25 protein-coding genes are annotated in these 23,647 nt (G+C 59.6%); 13 read left to right on the forward strand and 12 right to left on the reverse strand.

Annotated features, from left to right (window positions below):
- Window positions 1-9 precede the first annotated feature (9 nt).
- The 8 genes from B0E33_RS22915 to ttcA all read left to right on the forward strand — a co-directional run bounded on the left by B0E33_RS22915 (window position 10) and on the right by ttcA (window position 8,265).
- Window positions 10-816, forward strand: a complete 807-nt coding sequence (locus B0E33_RS22915) for a DeoR/GlpR family DNA-binding transcription regulator (protein WP_031269240.1) — start codon at window positions 10-12, stop codon at window positions 814-816.
- Between the two features lie 55 nt (window positions 817-871).
- Window positions 872-1,864, forward strand: coding sequence for a rhamnose ABC transporter substrate-binding protein (rhaS, locus tag B0E33_RS22920; RefSeq protein WP_077292528.1), 993 nt, complete (start codon window positions 872-874; stop codon window positions 1,862-1,864).
- A 101-nt stretch (window positions 1,865-1,965) separates the two neighbouring features.
- Window positions 1,966-3,519, forward strand: coding sequence for a sugar ABC transporter ATP-binding protein (locus B0E33_RS22925; protein ID WP_167579589.1), 1,554 nt, complete (start codon window positions 1,966-1,968; stop codon window positions 3,517-3,519).
- Entirely contained in the window at window positions 3,516-4,499 is a 984-nt protein-coding gene (locus B0E33_RS22930; protein ID WP_077292530.1) for an ABC transporter permease, read from the forward strand. The genes B0E33_RS22925 and B0E33_RS22930 overlap by 4 nt, the downstream gene beginning before the upstream one ends.
- Window positions 4,496-5,512, forward strand: coding sequence for an ABC transporter permease (locus B0E33_RS22935; RefSeq protein WP_062488364.1), 1,017 nt, complete (start codon window positions 4,496-4,498; stop codon window positions 5,510-5,512). Before B0E33_RS22930 ends, B0E33_RS22935 begins: the two co-directional genes overlap by 4 nt.
- A 3-nt stretch (window positions 5,513-5,515) precedes the next feature.
- Window positions 5,516-5,830: an L-rhamnose mutarotase gene (gene rhaM / locus B0E33_RS22940; protein WP_077292531.1), complete on the forward strand. Its 315-nt coding sequence runs from the start codon at window positions 5,516-5,518 to the stop codon at window positions 5,828-5,830.
- Window positions 5,831-5,836: 6 nt separating this feature from the next.
- The gene (locus B0E33_RS22945) at window positions 5,837-7,219 is read left to right on the forward strand and encodes an FGGY-family carbohydrate kinase (protein ID WP_077292532.1); all 1,383 of its coding nucleotides are present in this window, start codon (window positions 5,837-5,839) and stop codon (window positions 7,217-7,219) included.
- 107 nt (window positions 7,220-7,326) lie between these two features.
- On the forward strand, window positions 7,327-8,265 hold the full coding sequence (gene ttcA, locus B0E33_RS22950; RefSeq protein ID WP_023000859.1) for a tRNA 2-thiocytidine(32) synthetase TtcA: 939 nt from the start codon (window positions 7,327-7,329) through the stop codon (window positions 8,263-8,265).
- A gap of 463 nt (window positions 8,266-8,728) precedes the next feature.
- Here the strand turns inward: ttcA and B0E33_RS22955 are convergent, their stop codons facing one another.
- Window positions 8,729-9,607: a LysR substrate-binding domain-containing protein gene (locus B0E33_RS22955; protein WP_077292533.1), complete on the reverse strand. Its 879-nt coding sequence runs from the start codon at window positions 9,605-9,607 to the stop codon at window positions 8,729-8,731.
- Between the two features lie 114 nt (window positions 9,608-9,721).
- Here B0E33_RS22955 and B0E33_RS22960 point away from each other — a divergent pair, with 114 nt between their 5' ends.
- Window positions 9,722-10,717, forward strand: a complete 996-nt coding sequence (locus B0E33_RS22960; protein ID WP_077292534.1) for an NAD(P)-dependent oxidoreductase — start codon at window positions 9,722-9,724, stop codon at window positions 10,715-10,717.
- Complete coding sequence (locus B0E33_RS22965) at window positions 10,714-12,138, forward strand: aldehyde dehydrogenase family protein (RefSeq protein ID WP_077292535.1); 1,425 nt, start codon at window positions 10,714-10,716, stop codon at window positions 12,136-12,138. Before B0E33_RS22960 ends, B0E33_RS22965 begins: the two co-directional genes overlap by 4 nt.
- A 93-nt stretch (window positions 12,139-12,231) precedes the next feature.
- Here the strand turns inward: B0E33_RS22965 and B0E33_RS22970 are convergent, their stop codons facing one another.
- The 4 genes from B0E33_RS22970 to B0E33_RS22985 form a co-directional block, all read right to left on the reverse strand.
- Window positions 12,232-12,822: a L,D-transpeptidase gene (locus B0E33_RS22970; RefSeq protein ID WP_077292536.1), complete on the reverse strand. Its 591-nt coding sequence runs from the start codon at window positions 12,820-12,822 to the stop codon at window positions 12,232-12,234.
- Window positions 12,823-12,901: 79 nt separating this feature from the next.
- The gene (locus tag B0E33_RS22975) at window positions 12,902-13,366 is read right to left on the reverse strand and encodes a DUF411 domain-containing protein (protein ID WP_077292537.1); all 465 of its coding nucleotides are present in this window, start codon (window positions 13,364-13,366) and stop codon (window positions 12,902-12,904) included.
- Window positions 13,359-13,640, reverse strand: a complete 282-nt coding sequence (locus tag B0E33_RS22980) for a hypothetical protein (protein WP_077292538.1) — start codon at window positions 13,638-13,640, stop codon at window positions 13,359-13,361. Before B0E33_RS22980 ends, B0E33_RS22975 begins: the two co-directional genes overlap by 8 nt.
- A gap of 118 nt (window positions 13,641-13,758) precedes the next feature.
- The gene (locus tag B0E33_RS22985) at window positions 13,759-14,112 is read right to left on the reverse strand and encodes a hypothetical protein (RefSeq protein ID WP_077292539.1); all 354 of its coding nucleotides are present in this window, start codon (window positions 14,110-14,112) and stop codon (window positions 13,759-13,761) included.
- A gap of 268 nt (window positions 14,113-14,380) precedes the next feature.
- Here B0E33_RS22985 and B0E33_RS22990 point away from each other — a divergent pair, with 268 nt between their 5' ends.
- Window positions 14,381-15,895, forward strand: a complete 1,515-nt coding sequence (locus tag B0E33_RS22990; protein ID WP_208997689.1) for a DUF427 domain-containing protein — start codon at window positions 14,381-14,383, stop codon at window positions 15,893-15,895.
- 157 nt (window positions 15,896-16,052) lie between these two features.
- Here B0E33_RS22990 and B0E33_RS22995 read toward each other — a convergent pair whose 3' ends face one another.
- Window positions 16,053-16,334, reverse strand: a complete 282-nt coding sequence (locus B0E33_RS22995) for a hypothetical protein (RefSeq protein ID WP_023000868.1) — start codon at window positions 16,332-16,334, stop codon at window positions 16,053-16,055.
- 60 nt (window positions 16,335-16,394) lie between these two features.
- Here B0E33_RS22995 and B0E33_RS30995 point away from each other — a divergent pair, with 60 nt between their 5' ends.
- Window positions 16,395-16,787: a hypothetical protein gene (locus tag B0E33_RS30995; protein WP_156912469.1), complete on the forward strand. Its 393-nt coding sequence runs from the start codon at window positions 16,395-16,397 to the stop codon at window positions 16,785-16,787.
- A gap of 148 nt (window positions 16,788-16,935) precedes the next feature.
- Here the strand turns inward: B0E33_RS30995 and grxD are convergent, their stop codons facing one another.
- From grxD to purL, 3 genes are all read right to left on the reverse strand, one after another.
- Window positions 16,936-17,271, reverse strand: a complete 336-nt coding sequence (grxD, locus tag B0E33_RS23000; protein ID WP_023000869.1) for a Grx4 family monothiol glutaredoxin — start codon at window positions 17,269-17,271, stop codon at window positions 16,936-16,938.
- Window positions 17,272-17,360: 89 nt separating this feature from the next.
- Window positions 17,361-17,594: a BolA family protein gene (locus B0E33_RS23005; RefSeq protein WP_006932469.1), complete on the reverse strand. Its 234-nt coding sequence runs from the start codon at window positions 17,592-17,594 to the stop codon at window positions 17,361-17,363.
- Window positions 17,595-17,636: 42 nt separating this feature from the next.
- Window positions 17,637-19,835, reverse strand: a complete 2,199-nt coding sequence (gene purL / locus B0E33_RS23010; protein ID WP_023000870.1) for a phosphoribosylformylglycinamidine synthase subunit PurL — start codon at window positions 19,833-19,835, stop codon at window positions 17,637-17,639.
- A gap of 534 nt (window positions 19,836-20,369) precedes the next feature.
- Here purL and B0E33_RS23015 point away from each other — a divergent pair.
- On the forward strand, window positions 20,370-21,347 hold the full coding sequence (locus B0E33_RS23015) for a cyclase family protein (RefSeq protein WP_077292541.1): 978 nt from the start codon (window positions 20,370-20,372) through the stop codon (window positions 21,345-21,347).
- Between the two features lie 97 nt (window positions 21,348-21,444).
- On the opposite strand, the gene B0E33_RS23020 is transcribed toward B0E33_RS23015, so the two are convergent.
- From B0E33_RS23020 to B0E33_RS23030, 3 genes are all read right to left on the reverse strand, one after another.
- Complete coding sequence (locus B0E33_RS23020; protein ID WP_167579590.1) at window positions 21,445-22,410, reverse strand: calcium/sodium antiporter; 966 nt, start codon at window positions 22,408-22,410, stop codon at window positions 21,445-21,447.
- Window positions 22,411-22,536: 126 nt separating this feature from the next.
- Complete coding sequence (locus tag B0E33_RS23025) at window positions 22,537-23,049, reverse strand: hypothetical protein (protein ID WP_077292543.1); 513 nt, start codon at window positions 23,047-23,049, stop codon at window positions 22,537-22,539.
- A 105-nt stretch (window positions 23,050-23,154) separates the two neighbouring features.
- Window positions 23,155-23,625 carry a hypothetical protein gene (locus B0E33_RS23030; RefSeq protein ID WP_077292544.1) on the reverse strand — a complete coding sequence of 157 codons (471 nt, stop codon included), beginning with the start codon at window positions 23,623-23,625 and terminating at the stop codon, window positions 23,155-23,157.
- Window positions 23,626-23,647 lie beyond the last annotated feature (22 nt).

Consider the following 23,647-nt stretch of genomic DNA (forward strand, 5'->3'; position numbering starts at 1 on the left):
GAGGACCAGATGCACGAGAAAGAACGCCACAGGATCATATTGTCCGCAGTCCAGGATCGTCCGGTCGTGACGGTGCAGGAGCTGGTGGCGTTGACGGATTCCTCGGAAGCGACCATCCGTCGCGACATTGCCCAGCTGCATGTGCAGAAGAAGCTGCGCCGTGTGCGGGGTGGGGCGGAGAGCATTCATCCGCCGCAATTCGTCGGTTTGGCGGGGCGTCCGTTCAGTGTCAACGAAACGATCAACATCGCTCAGAAACGCGCAATCGCGCAAAAGGCGGTGGAGCTGTGCGAGGATGGCGATGCCATCATCATCAACGGCGGCACAACCACCTTTCAGATGGTGCATCCGCTGGCAACCAAGCGCTGCCAGGTGTTCACCAACTCGTTTCCGATTGCTGAGCATCTCCTCAAGAATTCCAAGAACACCATCATGCTCTCGGGCGGGGTGATCTATCGCGAACAGAACATCATCCTGAGCCCCTTCGACAATGACGTGACCCGAAACTTCTACGCGACGCGCATGTTCATGGGCGCCCAGGGGCTTGGGCCGCTTGGGCTCATGGAGGCCGATCCGTTGCTCATTCAGGCCGAGCAGAAGCTGATCGGCCAGGCGGATGAACTTGTGGTTCTGGCGGATTCGTCGAAATTCAGCGCACGTTCCAGCCTGATCCTGTGCCCGCTCGAGCGGATTTCCACCGTCATCACCGATGACAGGATCCCCGACAGCGCGGCCAACATGCTGGAACAGGCCGACATCCATCTGATCGTGGCGGAAACAAGCGCCGCACAGACCAAGGCAACCTCGAACGGGTAGCCGGCACACTGTCCGGACCTTGGGAGGGGCCGGCAGCACTTTAGGGAGGAAGACCATGAAATTGCTCAAGTCACTTCTGGCGGCAACAGCAGTCGCCGCCGTCTGCATCGCCGCACCGGCCAGTGCCGCGGAAAAACGCATCGCCCTTGTCGTCAAGGCGCTCGGCATCGGCTTCTTTGAAGCTGCCGCCAAGGGCGCTGAAGAAGCTGCCAAGGAGCTCGGCGATGTCGAGATCATCTACACCGGCCCGACCGACACGACCGCAGAAGGTCAGATCGAGGTCATCAACGCGCTGATCGCCCAGAAGGTTGATGCCATTGCAATCTCCGCCAACGACCAGGACGCCCTGGTGCCGGCACTGAAGAAAGCCATGGACCGCGGCATTACCGTGATTTCCTGGGACAGCGGCGTTGCGCCGGAAGGTCGCCAGCTTCACCTCAATCCGTCGTCCAATCCGCTGATCGGCAACATGATCATCAAGCTGGCCGCCGATCATCTGCCCGATGGCGGTGATGTCGCCGTCCTGTCCGCGTCCGCAACCGCCACGAACCAGAACATCTGGATCGAGGAAATGAACAAGGTGAAGGACAATTATCCGGGCATCAACGTGGTCGCCACCGTCTATGGTGATGACCTTGCCGACAAGTCCTACCGTGAAGCCCAGGGCCTGATGCAGACCTATCCGGATCTGAAGGCGATCATCGCTCCAACGTCCGTGGGCATTGTTGCGGCCGCTCAGGCAGTCTCTGACGCCGAAAAAGCAGGACAGGTCAACGTGACCGGGCTCGGCCTGCCGTCAGAAATGGCTGGCCACATCGAATCCGGTGCGTCCAAGTCGTTCGCGATCTGGAACCCGATCGATCTCGGCTATTCGGCAACCATGCTGGCCTACAACCTGTCCACCGGCGCTGCGGAAGCAAAGCCGGGCGCGGAGATCCCGATGGGACGTATGGGCACGCTGACGCTCAACGACAGCAACGAAGGCGCGATGGCGGACCCGTTCGTCTATGACAGCTCCAACATCGACGACTTCAAGGACATTTTCTAAGCTGGTCGCCAGGACCGGACGATAGAAACATGTCAGACCCGGTGCCATGCGCACCGGGTCTTTGAAACCAGCAACGAAACTCCAGGCTCCGGGAAATGGTCATGCTTGCGAACACGCAGGGCATAGCGGACACGCATCCGCAATCGGAAGACGGCGCGGGGCCGGTACTGACGCTCAGCGGTATCTCCAAATCGTTCCCGGGCGTGAAGGCGCTTTCCGAAGTATCGCTGGAGCTGTTCCCGGGGGAAGTTACTGCCCTGGTAGGCGAAAACGGCGCGGGTAAATCCACCATCGTGAAGATCCTGACCGGCATCTATCAGCCGGACGAGGGCGCAATCGCGATCAATGGCACACCGGTTTCCTTTCCCACCGCCCAGGACGCGGGCCGGGCAGGGGTGACGGCGATCCATCAGGAAACCGTCCTTTTCGATGATTTGTCTGTGGCGGAAAACATTTTCATCGGCCATGCGCCGAAAACCCGCTTCGGGCTGATTGACCGTAAGGAAATGCTGCGCATGGCACAAGCGCTGCTCGACCGGATCGGCGCCAGGATCGATCCGAATGTCACGCTGAAGGATCTCGGTATTGCCAACAAGCACCTGGTGGCGATTGCCCGGGCGCTCTCCATCGACGCCAAGATCGTCATCATGGATGAGCCGACCGCCTCGCTGTCCCACAAGGAAATCGAGGAAACCTACGAGCTGGTGGAACGCCTGAAGGCGGAAGGCAAGGCGATCCTCTTCATCAGTCACAAGTTCGACGAGATCTTCCGCATCGCGGACCGCTACACGGTTTTCCGGGACGGCCAGATGGTCGGCAAAGGCAAGATCGAGGCTGTTTCCGAAAAGGAGCTGGTCAAGCTCATGGTCGGCCGGTCGGTCGACCAGGTATTCCCGAAACGGGCACCGCAACTGGGTGAGGAAGTGCTGAAGGTTGTCGGCTATTGCCACCCGACGGAATTCGAGGACATCGGTTTCACGCTTCGTGCGGGAGAGATCCTTGGGTTTTACGGCCTTGTGGGGGCCGGGCGCAGCGAATTCATGCAGGCGCTGTTCGGCGTGACCAGGCCTTCCAAGGGGGCTATCAGGATCGACGACAGGATTGCCGTCATTCGCGATCCCAACGAGGCCATCCGGCAGGGCATCGTCTATGTCCCGGAGGATCGGGGCAAACAGGGTGCGATCAAGGGCCTGCCCATTTTCCAGAATGTCTCGCTGCCGTCGCTCAAGGAGACCTCACGCAAGGGGTTCCTGCGGCTTGCGGAGGAATTCAAGCTGGCCCGCGATTACACGCGGCGGCTGGACTTGCGCGCAGCAGCTCTTGACCAGGATATCGGCGAACTGTCCGGCGGCAACCAGCAGAAGGTTGTCATCGCCAAATGGCTTGCGACCAAACCTCGGGTGATCATCCTGGACGAACCCACCAAGGGCATCGACATCGGGTCCAAGGCCGCGGTGCATGAATTCATGGCGGAACTGGCTGCAGAAGGTCTGGCGGTCATCATGGTGTCGTCCGAAATTCCGGAAATCCTCGGCATGTCCGACCGGGTGATTGTGATGCGGGAGGGGCGTATCGCCGCCGAATTTGAAGGCGCTGACCTGTCGCCCGAACATCTGGTGCGGGCAGCTGCCGGCATCACGGAGGTGCGCACATGATCCGCTCGCTGATGAAATCGCGCGAGACCATTCTCGCCGGAGCTATCCTGGTTCTGGTGCTCGCGATCGCCACCCGATTTCCCGGCTTCGTCGCGCCGTCCAACCTGGCGAATGTCTTCAACGACACGGCTCCGCTGATCATTCTGGCACTCGGCCAGATGGTGGTGATCCTCACCCGGTGTATCGATCTGTCCGTTGCCGCGAACCTTGCGCTCACCGGCATGGTGGTTGCCATGCTCAACATGGCCATGCCCGGTCTGCCGGTGCCGGTTATCCTGGCCCTGGCGATCTGTCTTGGAGCCTTGATGGGGCTTGCAAACGGACTGCTAGTCTGGAAGCTGGATATTCCGCCCATTGTCGTCACCCTTGGCACCATGACCATCTACCGGGGCATCATCTTCATCATTTCCAGCGGGGAGTGGATCAACGCCCATGAGATGAGTGACGCCTTCAAGGCCTTCCCGCGTGAGGTCGTGCTCGGTCTGCCGGTTCTGTCGTGGATAGCGATCGCCGTCGTGATCGGGTTCATCGTTCTGGTCGGGCGAACATCACTTGGCAGGGCTTTCTTTGCCGTTGGCGGCAATCCGCACGCGGCGGTCTATACGGGCATCAATGTCGGCCTTACCCAATGCGCGGCCTATGTCATTTCCGGCGCGCTTGCCGGTCTCACCGGCTATCTCTGGGTTGCCCGCTATGCGGTTGCGTATGTCGATATCGCCGGCGGTTTCGAGCTGGAAGTGGTCGCAGCCTGCGTCATCGGCGGGATCTCGATTGCCGGCGGCATCGGGTCTGTCGGCGGGGCCCTGCTCGGTGCGCTGTTCCTCGGCATCGTCAAGAACGCCCTTCCGGTGATCAATATCTCGCCCTTCTGGCAACTCGCGATTTCCGGCAGCGCGATCATCATCGCCGTAGCCTTCAACGCCACGTCCAACCGGACCAAGGGACGGGTGATCCTGAAAAAAGCGGAGCACGCAGCATGAGCCTCGCCACCCCAGACACCGGCGCGCAGGGGCGCCAGATTCCGGACAGGCTGAAGTCGCCGCTGCAGCGGTTTCTGGTGAGCTGGGAACTGCTGCTACTCGTGGTCGCCGTCGCCGTCTTCACGCTGAACAGCTTTGCCTCGCCTTATTTCCTCGACCCCTGGAACCTCTCCGACGCGACCTTCAATTTCACCGAAAAGGCCATGATCGCCTTTGCAATGGGGCTTCTGATCATTTCCGGCGAGATCGACCTTTCGGTTGCCTCGATTATCGCGCTTTCGTCCACGGCCATGGGCTTTGCCGTCCAGATGGGGGCCGATACGCCGGTTCTGGTGATGATCGGCCTCGGCACAGGGCTGTTGTGCGGTGCCTTCAACGGCTTTCTGGTGACCGGCTTCGGCCTGCCGTCCATCGTTGTGACCATCGGCACCATGAGCCTGTTCCGCGGTATTTCCTATATCGTGCTCGGCGACAAGGCCTACACCGGCTATCCGTCCGACTTTGCCTTTTTCGGTCAGGGCTACGTCTGGTGGGTGATCTCTTTCGAGTTCGTCCTGTTCGCTCTGCTGGCCATCGTCTTTGCCGTCATACTGCACAAGACGAACTTTGGCCGGGCGGTCTATGTCGTCGGCAACAACCCTGTCGGCGCGCTTTTTTCCGGTATTCGCGTGCCGCGGGTCAAATTCGCACTTTTCCTGCTCACGGGCCTTATGTCGGGTGTTGCCGCCATCTGCCTGACCTCGCGCCTCGGGGCGACAAGACCATCGATTGCCTTCGGCTGGGAGCTTGAGATCGTGACAATGGTGGTGCTGGGCGGCGTCAATATTCTCGGTGGCTCCGGCTCCATTCCGGGTGTGGTGATCGCTGCCTTCGTCATGGGCATGGTCACCTTCGGGTTTGGCCTGCTCAACGTACCGGGCATCGTCATGTCGATCTTCATCGGTCTGCTGCTGATTGCCGTCATTGCCTTGCCGCGCATCGCCCACCGGGTTCTCGCAAAACGGAAGGCCTGAACCATGGAAAAATATGCCTTCAAGATGAAGCTCAATCCGGGCATGGAATCGGAATACCGGAAGCGCCATGACGAAATCTGGCCGGAACTGGTAGCCTTGTTGAAAGACGCAGGCATCAGCGACTATTCAATTCATCTGGATCCCGAGACCGACATCCTCTTCGGCGTGCTTTGGCGCCAGGAAGGCCACAAGATGGACGATCTGCCGAACCACCCGGTGATGCGGAAATGGTGGGCACATATGGCCGATGTAATGGCGACCAAGCCGGACAACGAACCAGTGGCAACACCGCTCACAACCGTCTTTCACATGGATTGAGCGTTGATGGCAGCGATCCGGAATGTGGGCGTCATCGATATCGGCAAGACCAATGCGAAGGTTGCCGTGGTCGATCTGGACCAGCGCAGGGAACTTGGCGTCCTGACGCGTCCCAACTCGGTCCTGCCGGGGCCGCCCTATCCGCATTTCGACCTGGAAGGCCACTGGGATTTCATCTGCGAGGCGCTGGCGGAGCTGCACAAGGCCCATGGTATCGATGCCCTGTCGGTGACGACGCATGGTGCCAGCGCCGTTCTTCTGGACGCGGAAGGGAACCTTACCGCGCCGATGCTGGACTATGAATTCGCCGGCCCGGACGACCTGGCGGCCGCCTATGATGTGATCCGGCCGGACTTCGCGGAAACCGGGTCACCCAGGCTCGGCATGGGCCTCAATCTGGGGGCGCAACTCCATTGGCAACTGAAAACGGACCCGGGTCTGCTTGACCGGGTGGCGACGGTTCTGACCTATCCGCAATACTGGACCTTCAAGCTCACCGGCGTTCTTTCCAACGAGGTGACTTCGCTCGGCTGCCATACCGACCTCTGGTGCCCGTCCGAAAACCGGTTCTCCTCGCTTGTGGACCGGCTCGGTCTGGAGGAGAATATGGCTCCCGTGCGCAAGGCGGGTGATCGTCTCGGGTCCGTCCTGCCGGAGGTTGTGGCCCGGACCGGATTGCCGAAGGATATTCCGGTCGCCTGCGGCATTCACGATTCCAACGCTTCGCTTTATCCGCATCTGATCCTGCGACAGCCTCCGTTTTCGGTCGTCTCTACCGGCACCTGGGTGATCGTGCTGGCGATAGGAGGCGGCCGGGTGCTCCTCGATCCGTCCCGCGACACGCTGATCAACGTCAACGCTTTCGGTGATCCTGTGCCTTCGGCAAGGTTCATGGGGGGACGTGAGTTCGACATGATCCTGAAGGGACGTGAGAAGGGCTGTTCGGAAGAACAGATTGATACCGTGCTTTCTCGCGAGATCATGCTTTTTCCCGCTGTCGACCCACGTTCCGGCCCTTTCCAGGGCAGCGAGTATCACTGGAGCGTGGATGAGACGCTCCTGAGCGACGGCGAATGCTTTGCGGCTCTGTCCTTCTATCTGGCGCTGGTGACGGCAGAGTGCCTGGCGATGACCGGAGCAGAAGGTCCAATTGTTGTGGAGGGGCCGTTCGCTCAGAACGGGCTTTACCTTGACATGCTGGAGGCTGCGACCGGGCGGCCGGTTGAAGCATCGGCAGGGTCGCTCACCGGAACCAGTATCGGCGCCGCGTTGCTGGTAGCAGACGGTGATACGGAAAAACGGCCGCAGGCTGGCCCACGCGGACGCGGCGGCGAACGTCTCTCTCGGCTGAAGCAATACGCTGGGAAATGGCAAGAACAGCTCCAGTGAGCGAACTGCCATCCCCTGATACGCACGGCTTTTCCCTTTTCCCGGCAGCCTTGATCCGCTATGTCAGCGCAAAGACAGCGAACCCAACAAGCCGCCGAGCTTCTCAAATGAACGATATTGCCGACAGTACCGACATCGACGTACCCGCGTTGCTTCGCAATGCACCTGCGAGCGTCGAGTTCAAGAAGCTGAGAAAGCGCCTTTTGCGCCAGGCGCGTGAGGCGATTGCCGACTTCGGGATGCTGCCGGAAGGGGCTTCGCAGGAAAAGCGGCCGAAGTGGCTGGTCTGCCTGTCTGGTGGCAAGGACAGTTACACGCTGCTGGCGGTGCTGATCGAACTGAAATGGCGTGGTCTGCTGCCGGTCGACCTGATCGCCTGCAATCTGGATCAGGCTCAGCCCGGTTTTCCGGCGGACATCCTGCCGAAATTCTTCGAGGACAACGGTATCGAGCACATCATCGTGCGCGAAGACACCTATTCCATTGTCACCGACAAGATCCCCGAGCACCGCACCTATTGTTCGCTGTGTTCGCGCCTGCGCCGCGGAATTCTTTATAGGATCGCACGGGAGCAGGGCTGCGAGGCCATCGTGCTCGGCCATCACCGGGAAGATATTCTGGAGACGTTCTTCATGAACCTCTTCCACGGTGGCCGTCTGGCCTCCATGCCGCCCAAGCTGATCAACGACGAGGGCGATCTTCTGGTGCTCCGCCCGCTTGCCTATTCTGCTGAAAGCGACATCGCACGCTTTGCCAACGGCATGCAGTTCCCGATCATTCCCTGCAATCTCTGTGGCTCGCAGGACGGCCTGCAGCGCGAGGAAGTCAAACGCATGCTGCAGGGCTGGGAAAAGGCAACCCCCGGTCGCCTTGGCGTCATGGCCCGCGCCCTCGGCCACACCCGGCCGTCGCATCTCCTCGACCGCTCGCTCTACGACTTCGTCAACCTGCGCCCTGCCGAGGGTGGGGTAGAGGTGAGCGGCGAAGCAGAAGAGCCCTGTGGCGCAAGCCTGGCGATGACGGCAAAGCTGTTCGCAGCGGAGTGACCTTCTGAGGCGTATCCGCGGTAACAACAGCGTTCAGATAGCCCCATTCCCTATCCCCCCACGCTCCCTGTCATTGCCGGACTTGATCCGGCAATCCATTCCCTGGCCTTTCAAAATGGATAGGCGTTGCCGTGTCGTTTTGCATCGGCATGGATGCCATGGTCGAGCCATGGCATGACGAGGGTGTGGCACGGAAAGGGATGATCTCGCAGCTCAGCCTGCTCCATAATTGTCACACGTCCTTGGCTTGTCATCCCGGTTTGTCGCACCAGCGACAAGACCAGGATCCAGTATGCCCTGCGATTGGACTTCTAAAAAGAAATTTATTTCAACATCTTATCGGTTTTCCGCTGGGGTGAGTGCCTGTGAACGCGGAGACATGCACCTATTGAAATCGATATGAGCCTCTTGCCCACTTCCAGCGCGCAGGTGAGCGATTGACCTCACCGGAATAGCCACCGGCCTATGCTGCAAACAGGTCTCGCAGCCAGGTTTCCACCCGTTGAACCGCCGGTTTTCGCGGAGAGGAATTGTCCCGGTTCAGCAGGTAATGGGTGCGCATGGAAGGCAGCCCCGGGTCCAGAGGGGTCGTCAGCCGTCCGCTTCCCGCCAGCCGGGCTGCAACCTTGCCCAGCAGTAGGGCGACACCGCCGCCGGCAGCCGCCAGTTCAACCGCCGCGAGGGAGGTGTCGACGGTGACGCCCGAGTGTCCGGATGGCTGCGTGAGGGACTGAGCTTCGAAAAAACGTGGCCAGTGATCGTCGAAGCCGAGAATGTGAATGCGTGGAAGATCCATCAGATCCGCCGGTTCCTTCAATCTTTCGGCCAGCGCTGGATGACACACCGGCACGATCTTTTCCGGTCCCAGCGGTTCTGCATGCGCACCTGGCCAATTGCCTGTGCCGAGGCGGATCTCGATGTCGGTGCCGGTCTCAAGAGCCGTGTCGGCCCAGATTGCCGACAAGAGCCGGATGTCCAGTTCAGGATGGGTCTTCTGAAACTCCGCCAGGGCAGGGGCGATGATGAGAACAGTTTCGGAAATCGGCGCCCGAATGGTTACGGAGCCGGCCGTTCGGTTGCCGAAGAGGCTGTCCGTGGAGATGGCAAGGTCCTGCAAGGCCTTGCGTACCGATGGCAGATAAGCCCGGCCGCTGGCGGTAAGCTCCAGCTTTCGCGTGGTGCGTTCGAAAAGTTGATGGCCGAGCTGGGTTTCCAGTGCGCTGATGTGCGTGCTGACAGCGGCCTGGGTGAGGCCGAGTTCCGCGCCCGCTGCAGTGAAGCCACCCAGTCGGCTGACGGCTTCGAAGCTTCTCAGCCATACGAGATTGGGGAGTGCCGACATTCTCTTCATTCATAAAAATAGTTTGGTAATTGGCTGGATTAATATCATTTCTCTATTTCATAGGCGAGGCGCAAAGTGAAGGCATCAAACCCTGTTTCACGAAAGGCGCTTCTCATGCGGGTCGGTTTCATCGGATTGGGCAATGTCGGCGGCAAACTGGCTGGCAGCCTGCTGCGCAATGGTCTTGAGGTCATGGTGCTGGACCTCAATCCGCTGCTTATGGAAAGCTTTGCGGCCAGGGGAGCCCTACGCGGCCAAAGCCCGAAGGAGCTTGCAGAAAGCTGCGATGTCGTCATCACCTGCCTGCCCAGTCCGGCAGCCTGTGCTGCGGTCGTGGAAGGTCCGGACGGTATTCTGGAAGGTATTGGCCCGGGCAGGATCTGGGCGGAAATGTCGACAACGGATGCCGGCGAAGTGCGCCGTCTGGCAGGGCTTGTCGTCGCCAGAGGGGCGGAGGCGATCGAATGCCCGGTTTCGGGCGGCTGCCACAGGGCTGCTACCGGAAATATCTCGATCTTTGCCGGGTGTCCGCGGGAAACCTTCGAGCGCATGCTGCCGCTCCTGACCGTTCTGGGGCGGCGCGTGCTGCACACCGGCGAGATCGGCTCGGCATCTGTTCTGAAAGTCGTCACCAACTATCTGGCAACGGCCAATCTGGTGTCTTTGGTCGAAGCGCTGACCACCTGCAAGGCAGCCGGAATGGATCTTGGCACGGCTTACGAGGCAATCCGGATTTCCTCAGGTAACTCGTTCGTCCATGAAACGGAGAGCCAGGTCATCCTCAACGGCTCGCGCGACATTTCTTTCACCATGGATCTTGTTGCCAAGGACATCGGCCTGTTCCAGAAAATCGCAGACGATCATCAGGTTCCGCTGGAAGTGTCGCCGCTTCTCAACCGGATTTTTGCAGACGGGATCAACCACTATGGTCCGCGGGAATTGTCGCCCAACATCATCAAACGTCTTGAAGATGCAACTGGTCTTGATATCCGGGCACCGGGTTTTCCGGACGAGATGGTTGACGAGGAGCCGGAAGAAGCCGGATATGAGGTTATGCCAAGAAGTGGCGACGACATGAAACTGAACAGACGGGAAGCAGCAGGCGGATGATTGAAAAGCGGCAGTTCTATATCGGTGGATCCTGGGTCGATCCGGTCGAGGCAAAAACGCTCGAGGTGATCAACCCGGCAACGGAAAAGCCGGTTGCCGTGATCTCCCTGGGCAGTGCCGCCGATGTGGACAAGGCGGTTGCTGCAGCCAAGGCCGCATTTGCCGATTGGTCTGAGACAAGTGTCGAGGAACGTGCTGCGCTTCTTGAGCGTGTCATCGCGATCTACCATCGCCGGTCGGAGGAAATGGACGAAGCGATCCGGCTTGAAATGGGGGCACCGCGCAGCTTTGCGCGCGGCAGCCAGACACCTGCCGGATCCGGCCACCTGGAAGCGACGCTTGAAGCCCTGAAGCATCATGTGTTCGAACGTCCGAGCCCGCGTGGCGGCAGCGTGCTGCGGCACGAGCCGATTGGCGTTTGTGGCTTGATCACACCCTGGAACTGGCCGATCAACCAGATTGCGGCAAAGGTCGCGCCGGCGCTTGCCGCTGGTTGCACCATGGTGCTGAAGCCAAGTGAAATTGCGCCTCTCTCCGGGCTTCTCTTCGCCGAGATCCTGGATGAGGCCGGCTGCCCGGCTGGTGTTTTCAATCTGGTAAATGGCGATGGGCCGGGCGTCGGATCTGCCATGTCCTCGCATCCGGATATCGACATGATGTCCTTTACCGGTTCGACCCGTGCCGGCGTCGCGGTCAGTCAGAATGCTGCACCGACCGTCAAGCGTGTTGCTCTGGAGCTCGGCGGCAAGTCGGCCAACCTGCTCTTTGCGGATGCGGACCTGGAAACGGCCCTGCGCACGTCGCTGTCGGGCTGCTTTTCCAACACCGGTCAGTCCTGCGATGCACCGACCCGTCTGCTCGTGGAGCGAAGCGTCTATGACGAGGCTATTGCGCTTGCCGGAAAGATTGCGGCGGAAACCACCGTTGGGGATCCGGCGGAGGAGGGAGATCACATCGGGCCGGTGATCAGTGACCTGCAATACGAAAAGATCCAGGGCCATATCGAGCGCGGTCTGGCAGACGGTGCCCGCCTTGTTGCCGGTGGTCCGGGCAAACCGAAGGGGTTCGAGACAGGGTATTTCGTTCAGCCGACAGTCTTTGCCGATGTCACCAACCAGATGTCGATTGCCCGTAACGAGATCTTCGGGCCCGTGCTGGTGATGATCCCGTTCGAGACGGAAGAGGAGGCTGTCGCGATTGCCAATGATACGCCTTACGGCCTTGCCGCCTATATCCAGACCGGCGATCCGGAACGGGCGAAACGTGTTGCTCGCAAACTGCGTGCGGGCAGCGTCTATATCAACGGCAACAGCCCGGACTGGGATGTGCCGTTCGGCGGTTACAAGCAGTCCGGCAATGGCCGCGAATATGGCGAATTCGGCCTGGAAGACTTTCTGGAACTGAAAGCCATTACAGGCTGATACCAGGCAGCGGACGCACCAGGCATTGCTGATGGCTGGAGATGGCGAAGGGACCGGCTGGCCGGCCCCTTTTCCGCAAGCGTGTCTTGAACCTTACAAAACGACGATCTGGGATCCGTCAGCAACCCGGCTGTAAAGATCGATGACGTCCTGGTTGATCAGGCGGACACAGCCACTGGAAACGGCAGAACCGATGGTCCAGTATTCGCCCGTGCCGTGGATGCGGTAGAGCGTATCCTTGTTGCCCTGGAAGATGTAGAGCGCTCTTGCACCCAGCGGGTTTTCGATGCCCGGGGGCATGCCGCCGTTACGCCAGCTCCATTTTTCCAGTTCCGGCTGCCGCTGGATCATCTCTTCCGGCGGTGTCCATTTGGGCCAGGCGGCCTTGCGGGCGATCCGCGCACGGCCGGACCATTCGAACCCGGCACGACCAAGGCCGACGCCGTAGCGCATCGCCTTGCCGTTTTCCTGGACGAGGTAGAGGTAGTAGTTGCTGGTATCGACGACCAGCGTACCGACCTTCTCGCTGGTCTGGTAATCGACCTGTTTGCGGTAGTAGCGTTCCGGTACCTTCTTCAAATCCGGAGCAGGGATCGGAAACTGCTCTTCCGGCATCGCACGGTACATGGCAAGGACGGACGGATCCTGCCAGGGCGCAAGTGGCTGCTGGGGAGCGGTCGTCATACAGCCGCTGACGGCGAGCCCTGTAAGGCTCGCCGACCCGGCAAGAAATGATCTTCTTGTAAGGTTCGTCATTTGAAGGCTACTGGCCTGTTTCTAGATAAGGGACGGGAGGATCGGCCGGATTCTGGCCGAGGGTGTAAACCGTGTATTGCGCCGTCGGGTCGTCGCCCATGCCGAGCGACCCCTGGGGCATGCCCGGAACCGCGATGCCGCGAATGTCCGGACGCTCCGACAGCATTTTTTCAACCGCTTCCAGCGGCACGTGTCCTTCGATGATGTATTTCCGGTCACCACCGGTCACCGCCGTGTGGCAGGCCTGCATGTCATCCGGAATGCCTGCCTGCGCCTTGATGGAGCTCAGGTCTTCCATATCGTGAACGGCGACCTTGTAGCCGGCAGCCTCGACAGCCTCGGTCCACAGCTCGCAACAACCGCACCAGGGTGACTTGTAGACCGTGATTGTGTTGTCTTCCGCAGCCCAGGCGACCGAGGTTAACGCCAGGAACCCACCGGCAAGTGCAAAAGCGAAAGGTCTTCTAGACATGGTCGGCCTCCTTTCGTGCGTGCACATGGCATGGCTTGCCCATGACACGATGCAGAATCACATGCATGGCGACGCAGCCGAACGTCGGCACGGCCAGCAGCAACGCTTCACCAGCCGTCAGTCCGGTCGGTGCGGAAACGATCAGCAGACCGGTCACCACCGCCATCAGCAGGCAGCAGCCGAACATGAAGAGATTGTTCCTGTTCAGATATTTTTGAGTTCGAAATACAGGCGCGGCATAGGATGCCTGTGTACCGTTTTCCTGAAGACTCATGATTTTTTCCTGTCTTTCAGGCGAACTGTTCTCATGCCGGTCAATTGTGCCCCGGCAAGATGTCGTTCAACCTTCCAATAGTGTTGGCTAAGCCGGAACTTTGTGTTCCGTTTGATTGTCAGCCTTTAATGGGAGGTTGATCTTCCGCGTACGGCAGAGCGTCCGTCAGGACGGGAGGTGACGTGGTTTCCGGCCCGGTCACCGCGGATTGGAATTGCAGCGCCACAACGGAGAAATGAGACAGGCAATCCGGGCCGCACCCGAAGGGTTTGGTGGTTTTTCCGGTCTGGCTGTCCGGTTGGCAACATTGGGCATGATGCGCGGTAAATTGCACCGTCTTTGCGGCCAGGTCCGTTTCCACCGCCATAGAGCGTTCCAGAGCGCGAATGCTCTTTGGAACATGCGTGTAGGCTGCGGCGGTTGTGACCCCGGCAAAAAAGCAGATCAACAATGTGATCAAGACGTTGCGCATTCAATCTCAGTACCCGACAGGAGTCTCAATTTCCATACCTTGGCTACTCACAAGCGCGTAATCGCGAATTGAGGTCAAACCGTGGCTTGCCACGAAGTCTGCCCCGGGTACCACCTATGCGTTTTTTGCAAGTGTCGGCGACTGAGGCGCCACACAGGTGTGAGCAGAGGGGGCGCGTGCATGTGCACTGGACAGCTCGCCATGTGTTCCATATCTCTTTTTTATGACCGTGCACGCGCAGCAAACCTCGAACGACTACGGGATCCTTGTGGAACCACTTGCCGGCGAAGTGACGGCCTGGCGGGGGGACCAGTTGCTGGTGCGGTCTTCAAAGGCGCGGGTGATGTATGAAACCCGGCTTGCACCTGCGATCTATTTCCCGCGCGACGACGTTCTGGCAGACCTCGAACCCGCTCCAGAGCGCAGAACCTTCTGCCCGTTCAAGGGAACGGCTAGCTACAGCCACGTCCGGGTCGGCAATGAAACGCTGGAGAACGGCGCCTGGAGTTATCTCAATGCGTTGCCGGAAGGAAAGGCGGTTGATGGCCTTGTTGCCTTCATGCCGGGTGTGGCGAGCCGGGTCGATTTTCAGGGCGCACCGATTGATCCGCTGCCTGTCGGGAACATCACGGGGCCAACAGTCGATTGGCTGCTGCGCGAAGCCTGGGCCGCGAAAACGCCGGAAGAACTTACGACCGCCCTCGGCCGGAAGCTGGTGGAGGACGGGATAGCCGTCTGCCGAATCAGCATCCTGATATGGTCACTGCACCCGATGATTGCCGGCCGTCATTATGTGTGGACGCGCGACGACGATATCGTGCAGAGCTTTGCTCCGTCCTACGAGACACTGGAGAGCCCGGCCTTTCGCCTGAGCCCGCTTCAGCATGTGGCCGACGGTTTGGGAGGCATTCGGCAAAAGATCGATTCGAACCCCGACGAGTTCAATTTCCCGATCATGGAAGACCTCAGGCAACAGGGCGTTACCGACTACGTCGCCATGCCTCTGCCTTTTTCCGACGGGCGGATCAATGTGATGACCCTCGCTTCGGATCATCCTGCCGGTTTCACCACGGCAAACCTCGGACTGGTGTTCGAATGTTCGGCCCTTATCAGTCGGCTTTTCGAGGTATTTGCTCTGACATCGAACGCGACATCCCTTCTGGAAACCTATCTGGGCAAGCGGACGGGCGCGCGGGTTCTGGGCGGTGATATCCGGCGCGGGGACGGCGATGTCATCGACGCGGCGATCCTGTTCTGCGACCTCAGGCATTCCACCAGGCTGGAAACGGAACTTGGCCGGCAAGCCTATGTCGGTGAACTCAACCGGTTCTTCGAGGTCACGACCGACATCGTCAACGCGCATGAAGGCGAGGTCCTGAAATTTATCGGCGATGCAGTGCTGGCGATTTTCCCCGCGGGCGTCGGCCTGGAAGAGGCTTGCCGGCAAGCAGTTGCCAGTGCCGAGGAGATCGTTCGCCGTCTGAAGGTGCCAGACCCGGACACTAAGGGCATCTCCATGCACTGTGCCATCGGCATCGCCTTTGGTGAGGTCACCTACGGCAACGTCGGATCAAGGGAGCGGCTTGATTTCACGGTGATCGGCCATGCAGCCAACATCGCGGCACGACTTGGGGATTACGGCAAGGTTATCGGGCAGGAGATCGTTGCGACGGCGGAAGTGGCTCTGGAAGCAGGGCTGCCTTCGATCCCGCTCGGATCGGTCGACCTGCACAATGTCGCCGGGCCTGTGGCAGCGCATGCGGTCACGACGCGGGATGACTGAGCAAAAGACCTGAATTCTTCAAGTCGGCCAGCTTACAAAGACGTTTTCCGCTCTTGTTTCACAGATCTATTCGGGATGCTGCCCCGTTTTGGGGGATGCCTGTCACCATCTGCCAAGCGCTGAGCGAGCGAACGCTCAGCCTGAAGCGCGCCGGAATTCAGCGGACGGTGTGTTCTCCGTCAAATCCGCCCATCGGTTGGTTGCGGACAAGGATTACGAGGCCTTCCTTGCTGGGCTCGGCATCCTTCAACGCAACACCGCCGTAGTTGGCGCAAAGTTCTTCGGCACTCTTGGCTTTGGCTGGAGTAAACATGGTGAGCGCCTGGCAGTCGACGCGGCGCAGTTCGCCGTCGGTCTTTACGCCACCGGACATGACGATGCCGGCTCCGACAAGTGCCAGAACGAAAGTGGAGGTGGCAGCAACTGCAATCTTGTTCATTGTCCCCGGTCCCATTTCCCGGCTCCGTTGTTTGATGGAGCCCTGCGATATGGTCGGAGAATGGCGGAACGCACCTGTACTCACCCTGAAATCCGCATTCACCTTGCGTTCAGCTTAGGTGATTCGGCAATTTTTGCCGAGATGGCGCCTGCATTCGACCGCAATCGATTCCGGTTAACATTGGATAAAGTGCAAGTCCAAGTGGTTTTGACGGGGTTTGAGCCCGGTTGGCATCATTCTGATTTACCCGGCGAATGGGTCCGGAGTGCCTTATGGCACCCGTCATTCCGGACAAGTGTAGCGAAGCTGCGCGCCGATCCGGAAAACAGATGTCATCGTGAACAAAGCGAACTCTTTATTTCAATGGAAGGCCGCGCCCCCGGCGCGAAATATGTCTGGATTCCGGATCGGCGTTCGGCGTTGCCTCACTTGTCCGGAATGACGGGAAGGTGAGGCGCAACTCAACACACCAAAAAGCGCATCTTGAACCGTCGCCCGGCTCTCCATTTCCGGATTATTACGATTGCGGGAACCGTCTGAGACACGAAAAAGGGGCGGTAGAACCGCCCCTTGAAAGCTTCGATCGGAACCTGCAGCCGGCTCAGGCGGTCTGCTGAGTGGTCTCGATACCTTTTTCGGTGAGAAGGCCCTGCAGTTCCTGGTTCTGGAACATTTCGCGGATGATGTCACAGCCGCCGACGAATTCACCCTTCACGTAAAGCTGCGGAATGGTCGGCCAGTTGGTGAATTCCTTGATGCCCTGGCGCAGATCGTCGTCTTCCAGAACGTTGATGCCTTTGTAAGGAGCGCCAACATAGTCAAGGATCTGTACGACCTGACCGGAAAAACCGCACTGCGGGAAGTTCGGCGTGCCTTTCATGAAAAGCACAACGTCGTTGGTGTCGACTTCGTTCTTGATCCAGTCCTGGATGCTCATGGGTCCGTCCTTTGTCTCTTTGCCGCCTATCTGGCGAGATCCGGCGGCAGATTCAAGTGCTCGCGCTGCCTGCGCGGCAATGTGTCAACTCAATCCGGTGCCTTGGTCTGAAGGGCGAGGGCGTGTAAAGCGCCGCCCATGTTGCCTTTCAGTGCCTCGTAAACCAGCTGATGCTGCTGCACGCGACTTTTGCCCCGGAAGGATTCCGAGACAACATTCGCTGCATAGTGATCGCCGTCTCCAGCCAAATCCCGGATCTCGACCTGAGCATCGGGCAAAGCCGCCTTGATCAGGGTCTCGATCTCATTTGCGTTCATCGGCATCGTGCGTCCGTCCTGTTGTTAAGTTCCTGAAGGTCAAACGGCTTATGCCGTTGCCATGTAATTCGGGAACCAATCTTCGTGCGCTTTTTTCAAGTTTGCAACGGATATGGTGAGTATGCCTTCAACAGTCAAATCCGTGCCACCGGTGGTGCCGATTTGTTGAACGTCGATACCGCCGTCCAGAATGTCTTCCAGAACGGCTTCCACCTTGTCCTGGGAAACAGTGACGACGTAGCGTCCCTGGTCTTCACCGAAGAGCGCGGCATGGGCCGGCCCATCGATCTTGACCGTTGCGCCGATGCCGCCGGACATCGCCATCTCGGCGAGAGCGACACCCAGGCCGCCGGAAGAAATATCGTGTACAGCCGTCAGACGGGCCGCGCCGATCAGCTGGCGAACCAGCGTGCCGCGGCGCTTTTCTGCCGCCAGGTCGACCGGCGGCGGAGCGCCTTCCTCACGACCCAGAATATCCGCGAGATACTGGGATGCGCCCAGATGGGTGCCCTTGCCACCGATGAGCAGGATTGCGTCACCTTCGTTTACGAAGGCTGCGCCCGCACGCACCGTGACGTCCGGCAGCAGGCCGACACCGCCAATGGCCGGCGTTGGCAGGATCGCTTCGCCATGGGTCTCGTTGTAGAGCGACACGTTGCCGGAGACGATCGGGAACTCTAGCTCCCGGCAGGCTTCGCCAATGCCTTTGATGCAGCCGACGAACTGGCCCATGATTTCCGGCTTTTCCGGGTTGCCGAAATTCAGGTTATCGGTTGCAGCCAAGGGTTCGGAGCCGACGGCGGTCAGGTTGCGCCACACTTCGGCAACGGCCTGCTTGCCACCTTCAAACGGGTCCGCCTCGCAATAGCGCGGTGTCACGTCAACGGAGAAGGACAGGCCCTTGCGGGTGCCTTCCACACGGATGACACCGGCATCACCGCCCGGCGTCGCGGCCGAATTGCCCTGGATCAGCGTGTCGTATTGTTCATAGACCCAGCGGCGGGACGAGCCGTTGGCGTTGCCGACCAGGGTCTTGAGAGCTTCGGCATAGTCCGCCGGTTCCTCGATTTCGGAAGCCGACAGAACGGGGCGCTTTTTCGGCTCGACCCAGGGACGATCATATTCGGGGGCTTCGTCACCGAGTTCCTTGATCGGCAGATCGGCGACGACTTCGCCCTGGTGCTTGACGATGAAGCGCAGCGTGTCGGTGGTCTTGCCGACGATGGCGAAGTCGAGGCCCCATTTCTTGAAGATGGCTTCGGCTTCGTGTTCCTTTTCCGGACGCAGGACCATGAGCATGCGCTCCTGGCTTTCCGAAAGCATCATTTCGTAGGCGCTCATCTGTTCTTCGCGCACCGGCACCTTGTCGAGGTCCAGCTCGATGCCGAGGTCGCCGCTGGCGCCCATCTCGACGGCGGAACAGGTAAGACCGGCCGCACCCATGTCCTGGATGGCGATGACCGCACCGGTTTCCATCAGCTCAAGGCAAGCTTCCAGCAGGCATTTTTCGGTGAACGGGTCGCCGACCTGAACGGTGGGGCGCTTTTCTTCGATCGTATCGTCGAATTCCGCCGAAGCCATGGTTGCGCCGCCGACACCGTCACGGCCGGTCTTGGCGCCGAGATAGACGACCGGCAGGCCGACGCCTTCGGCCTTCGCCAGGAAGATCGCATCCGATTTTGCAAGGCCTGCCGCAAAGGCGTTGACCAGGCAGTTGCCGTTGTAGCGGGCGTGGAACTCGACTTCGCCGCCGACGGTCGGAACGCCGAAGGAGTTGCCGTAGCCGCCAACACCGGAGACGACGCCGGAGACGAGGTGACGGGTGCGCGGATGATCGGGTTCGCCGAAGCGCAGGGCATTCATGGCCGCAACCGGACGCGCGCCCATGGTGAAGACGTCACGCAGGATGCCGCCGACACCGGTCGCAGCGCCCTGGTAAGGCTCGATGTAGGACGGGTGGTTGTGGCTTTCCATCTTGAAGACCACTGCCTGGCCATCGCCGATATCGACCACACCCGCGTTTTCACCCGGACCCTGAAGCACGCGCGGACCTTCGGTCGGCAGGGTCTTCAGCCATTTCTTGGAGGATTTGTACGAGCAGTGCTCGTTCCACATGGCTGAAAAGATGCCCAGCTCGGTGAAGGTCGGCTCGCGGCCGATCAGTTCCAGGATGCGCTCATATTCATCCGGCTTCAGGCCGTGGGAAGCAATCAGGTCGGGCGTGATCTTGATGTCGTTCGGGATCATGACGTTTCACTGTTTTTGGCCAGTGTTTCTGGCCAATGGGTGGGGCCGCGACGGCACGGGCAGACGATGATGCCGCCGTTTAGCAGATTGTCCCCCAATTTGGGAGCCTTGCGGTGCAAAGAAATTCGACAAATTTGATCGCGGGCGATGCGATTGACCTTGCAGACGTTCTTCCACCTGACAGCGCAGTGCATTCCAACCGGCGCAAGTTCGAATTCAAGCCTGGTATCAAGGGAAAATACGGTTCTTAAAAGTCTCACCGGCAAAGCGGAGATGGCTGTAATGCGGGTGTTTCAGTGCATTTGGTTGCAGTCTTGACAGATTTGGACGATTGTCCTAATTCGATTTTAGGGCAACTGTCCTAATCGTGCTGGGCGCGTTCGAATGCGCCTGTTCTGACAACCGAAAACCCTGTCAGGCAATCCGTCCTGCTGAAACCTGGAGGAGCAATCCTCCACGAACGGAATCGCCTTGCCGGTCGTTCCTGCATGCACGGGGTTTTGAGAGGAAGGAATTCCACTGGTGCAAGACTTGATGAATCAGACCCGAAAGCTTTTTGCCGCCACGCTCATGGCCGCGACCCTCGCCGGTTCACCGGTTTTCGCGGAAGGCGATAAGGTGGGTGAAAGTCCATGGGGACCGGAAGACGAGATCGGCACGCTCAACATGATGAGCGATGCCTCCCGGTTGGAGATCTTGCAGCGCATCGATGCCGGCAAGATTTATGATCTCGGCGTGGATCTCTTTGTCGGCATGCCCGATTGTTGCAGTGCCGCCTTTGGAGATCCGACTTACCAGATGATGATGCTTCATACGCCGGCGCGCGGGGATGGCAGCGAGGAGCTCCTTTCGCATTCCAGCGAAGCGATTTCGATGAATACCCACACGGGAACCCATATCGACACGCTCAGTCACTTCGGGCTTCACGGGAAAATCTGGAACAACGTTAGCGCCGACGAGGCGCAGGGCGCGCGCGGGTGGGCGAAATCGGGTGCGGACAAGTATCCACCCATCATTGCGCGCGGCGTGCTGATCGACGTTGCGAAGGCCAAGGGGGTGGATGTGCTGCCGGCGTCCTACGCCATTACGTTGGATGATCTGAAAACCGCGCTGGATGCGCAGGGAACCAGCTTGCAGGAAGGTGATGTGGTGCTCATCCGTACCGGCCAGATGCAGCATTGGCCGGACAAGTCGAAACTGGCGCTGTTCAGCCAGTCAGGGCTTGGCCTTGATGCCGCAAGGTGGCTGGCCGAGGAGCAAAAGGCGATGGTGCTGGGCGCGGATAACCTGGGTCTGGAAAGTTTCCCGTCCACCAACCCGGACAATTTCGCACCTGTCCATTCCTATCTGCTGGCGCAGAAGGGTGTCTCGTTTATCGAGCTCTTGTGGCTGGAAGACCTGGCAAGGGACGGGGTGCATGAATTTGCCTTCATTACCTCGCCGCTGAAACTGCGTGGCGCCACCGGCTCGCCGATCCGCCCGATTGCGGTCCCGATCAGCAGCAGTCGTTGAAGCTTTGCTTCTGCCCGGCGGAGCAAAAGCCTCCGCCGGCTTGGGCTGGCAGGAGAAGATCTTCCTTTTGCAGTAGGGCTGGCTTTTTTGAGGAGGTTCACCCGAGGGCGTTGTGGAGGACGTAACCTGTATAGCCGGCATAGGCCAAGAGCATGATGGCGCCCTCGCGCCGACAGATACGACCGCCCGTCATGGCAAAGACCAGAAGGATCACTGTAGCCCCCAACAAGACCCAGATGTCGAAGCTCATGATTTCCTGCGGGACCTGGAGGGGGGTGATAACCGCGGTAATGCCCAGAATGCCCAGGATATTGAAGAGGTTGGAGCCAAGGATGTTGCCAAGAGCAATATCTGTCTGCCGTTTGAGAGCTGCGATCACCGAGGTGACCAGCTCAGGCAGGGACGTGCCGACCGCGACGATGGTGACGCCGATAACCGCGTCGCTGATGCCCGCAGCCTGCGCAAGGCTGGTTGCCCCGGACACCAGAAAGTGTGCTCCGCCCAGGATCATTACCAGTCCGCCAAATGCCATTGCCAGATTGAGTAGCAGGTTCAGCTGTCCGGCTTTGGGAGCGACCAGCTGGACTTCCCCCCTGTGCAGCTCCGCCGAAGGCGTATGCGTGCCTTTTTCCATCCGGTAGGTGACAACAAGATAGACCGCCAGTGCGAGTATCAGGACCAGGCCTGCTTCCCGTCCAATCAAGCCGGCCAATGCGAGGCCCGTGAAAGCGAGAGCTGCCAGAGCGTTGGCCGGACCGTCGCGCAGCAACGCTTTGGGGTCGACCAGCAATGGTGAGATGACGGCTGTCAGCCCCAGAATGAGCAGGATATTGGCGATGTTCGAGCCGGCGACGTTGCCGACCGCAAGGCCGGCAGACCCGTTGAGCGCCGCCAGCACGCTCGTCATCAGTTCCGGTGTCGACGTGCCGAAGCCCACAAGGACCAGGCCGATCAGAAGTTCGGAGATGCCGAAGCGCTTTGCAAGGCCGACAGAACCGCGCACAAGCACGTCACCACCGGCCACGAGGAAAACCAGGCCGAGCGCAATTTCAAAGACAGTCATTTTGGAGATCCCGAGGACACGTCGCTGGCAGATGGTGTGCCGGATTGCACCGCACAATGGCTCTTGAGGTGTCGCGCGCACTTTTTTCGCGCGATAGCAAAAGGACTTCCCGTGGCGGCTATCGGTCTAGCCCTTTGGCGCCGGCCGGATATCCGGATTGACGTGATACCCAGGGCCGATGGTAAGCGGTTTTGCCGGCATCGCCTTCGGCGCGACACTGGATTTGAGACCCTTTTCGTGGCGCTCTATTTCCTCGCCCGTTTTTGCGTCGATGACATGAAGAACTGCCGCATAGGTGCGTTCGGCTTCAACATCGCTGAGGGACGGTGTTTCGAAGCTGTAGTTGCGCTTGGCGTGGGAAACGGCCTTTTCGACCTCGATCTTGCCACCATGCGGGCTTTCAAACTCGGCAATGAGCCGGGTGCCAAGGGGCAGGGGTTTCACGAGGCCAACCGTAATGCCCGCCCGAATGTCGGCGATGCGGTAGTTGTAGATGAAGCCACCGCCGGTGATTTCGGCGAAGCTGGCGCTTTCCAGGATGGACTGATTGTAGCGGTAGACGGTTCCGAAGACGGCAATGCAATAGACAGCCGCTGCCACGCCGGCCAGTTTCACCCACAAAGGCACAGACCCTGTCATCACAACCTCCCGGTAGTCGGTTCACATTGTCAGCAGTGCCGGTGCAGGACAAGGAAAACGTGTTTCCGTATCGAGCGATGTGAGGCAGGCAAACCGGCGGATTGCTTACCTGCGGAGAGCGTTGCCGTTGCCATTGCGCCTCAGGCAGTCCTCGATCGCCTCGACGAACTCCGCACCGTAAAAGGACACCCGTCTTTCATTGCCGTTTCCCGTCACAGGAACTGAAAGCGTCAGCGTCGGCGCAAACCAGAGATCGCGGCGATATGCGTCCGAGACTGCGGTCCAGGGGATGAGTATCGGCTTGTGGCCGATCCTGAAGACAAAGATCGGGTACATGTGGAGACCTGCATTGGACAGGGTCACATCCACGCTGTTGCGGTAGTTGCCGAAGAGACCGAAGCGGATGGTGCGCCAGTTCCAGGTGCGGCCTTCCGGTTTCCGGCTGGCCGGGTAGGCATTTGCCAGTCCCACCCAGCCGCCTGTATGGGCAATGACAAAGACGATCAGCGACCAGAACAGGGCGAAGACGACTGCGAAGGCTGGCAGGATCAAGAAGAGCAAGCTGGTTTCAGACATGTTTCTCCGCCTTCAAAGGGTC

The organism is Roseibium algicola, from assembly GCF_001999245.1.
GTDB classification, from domain to species: Bacteria; Pseudomonadota; Alphaproteobacteria; order Rhizobiales; family Stappiaceae; genus Roseibium; species Roseibium algicola.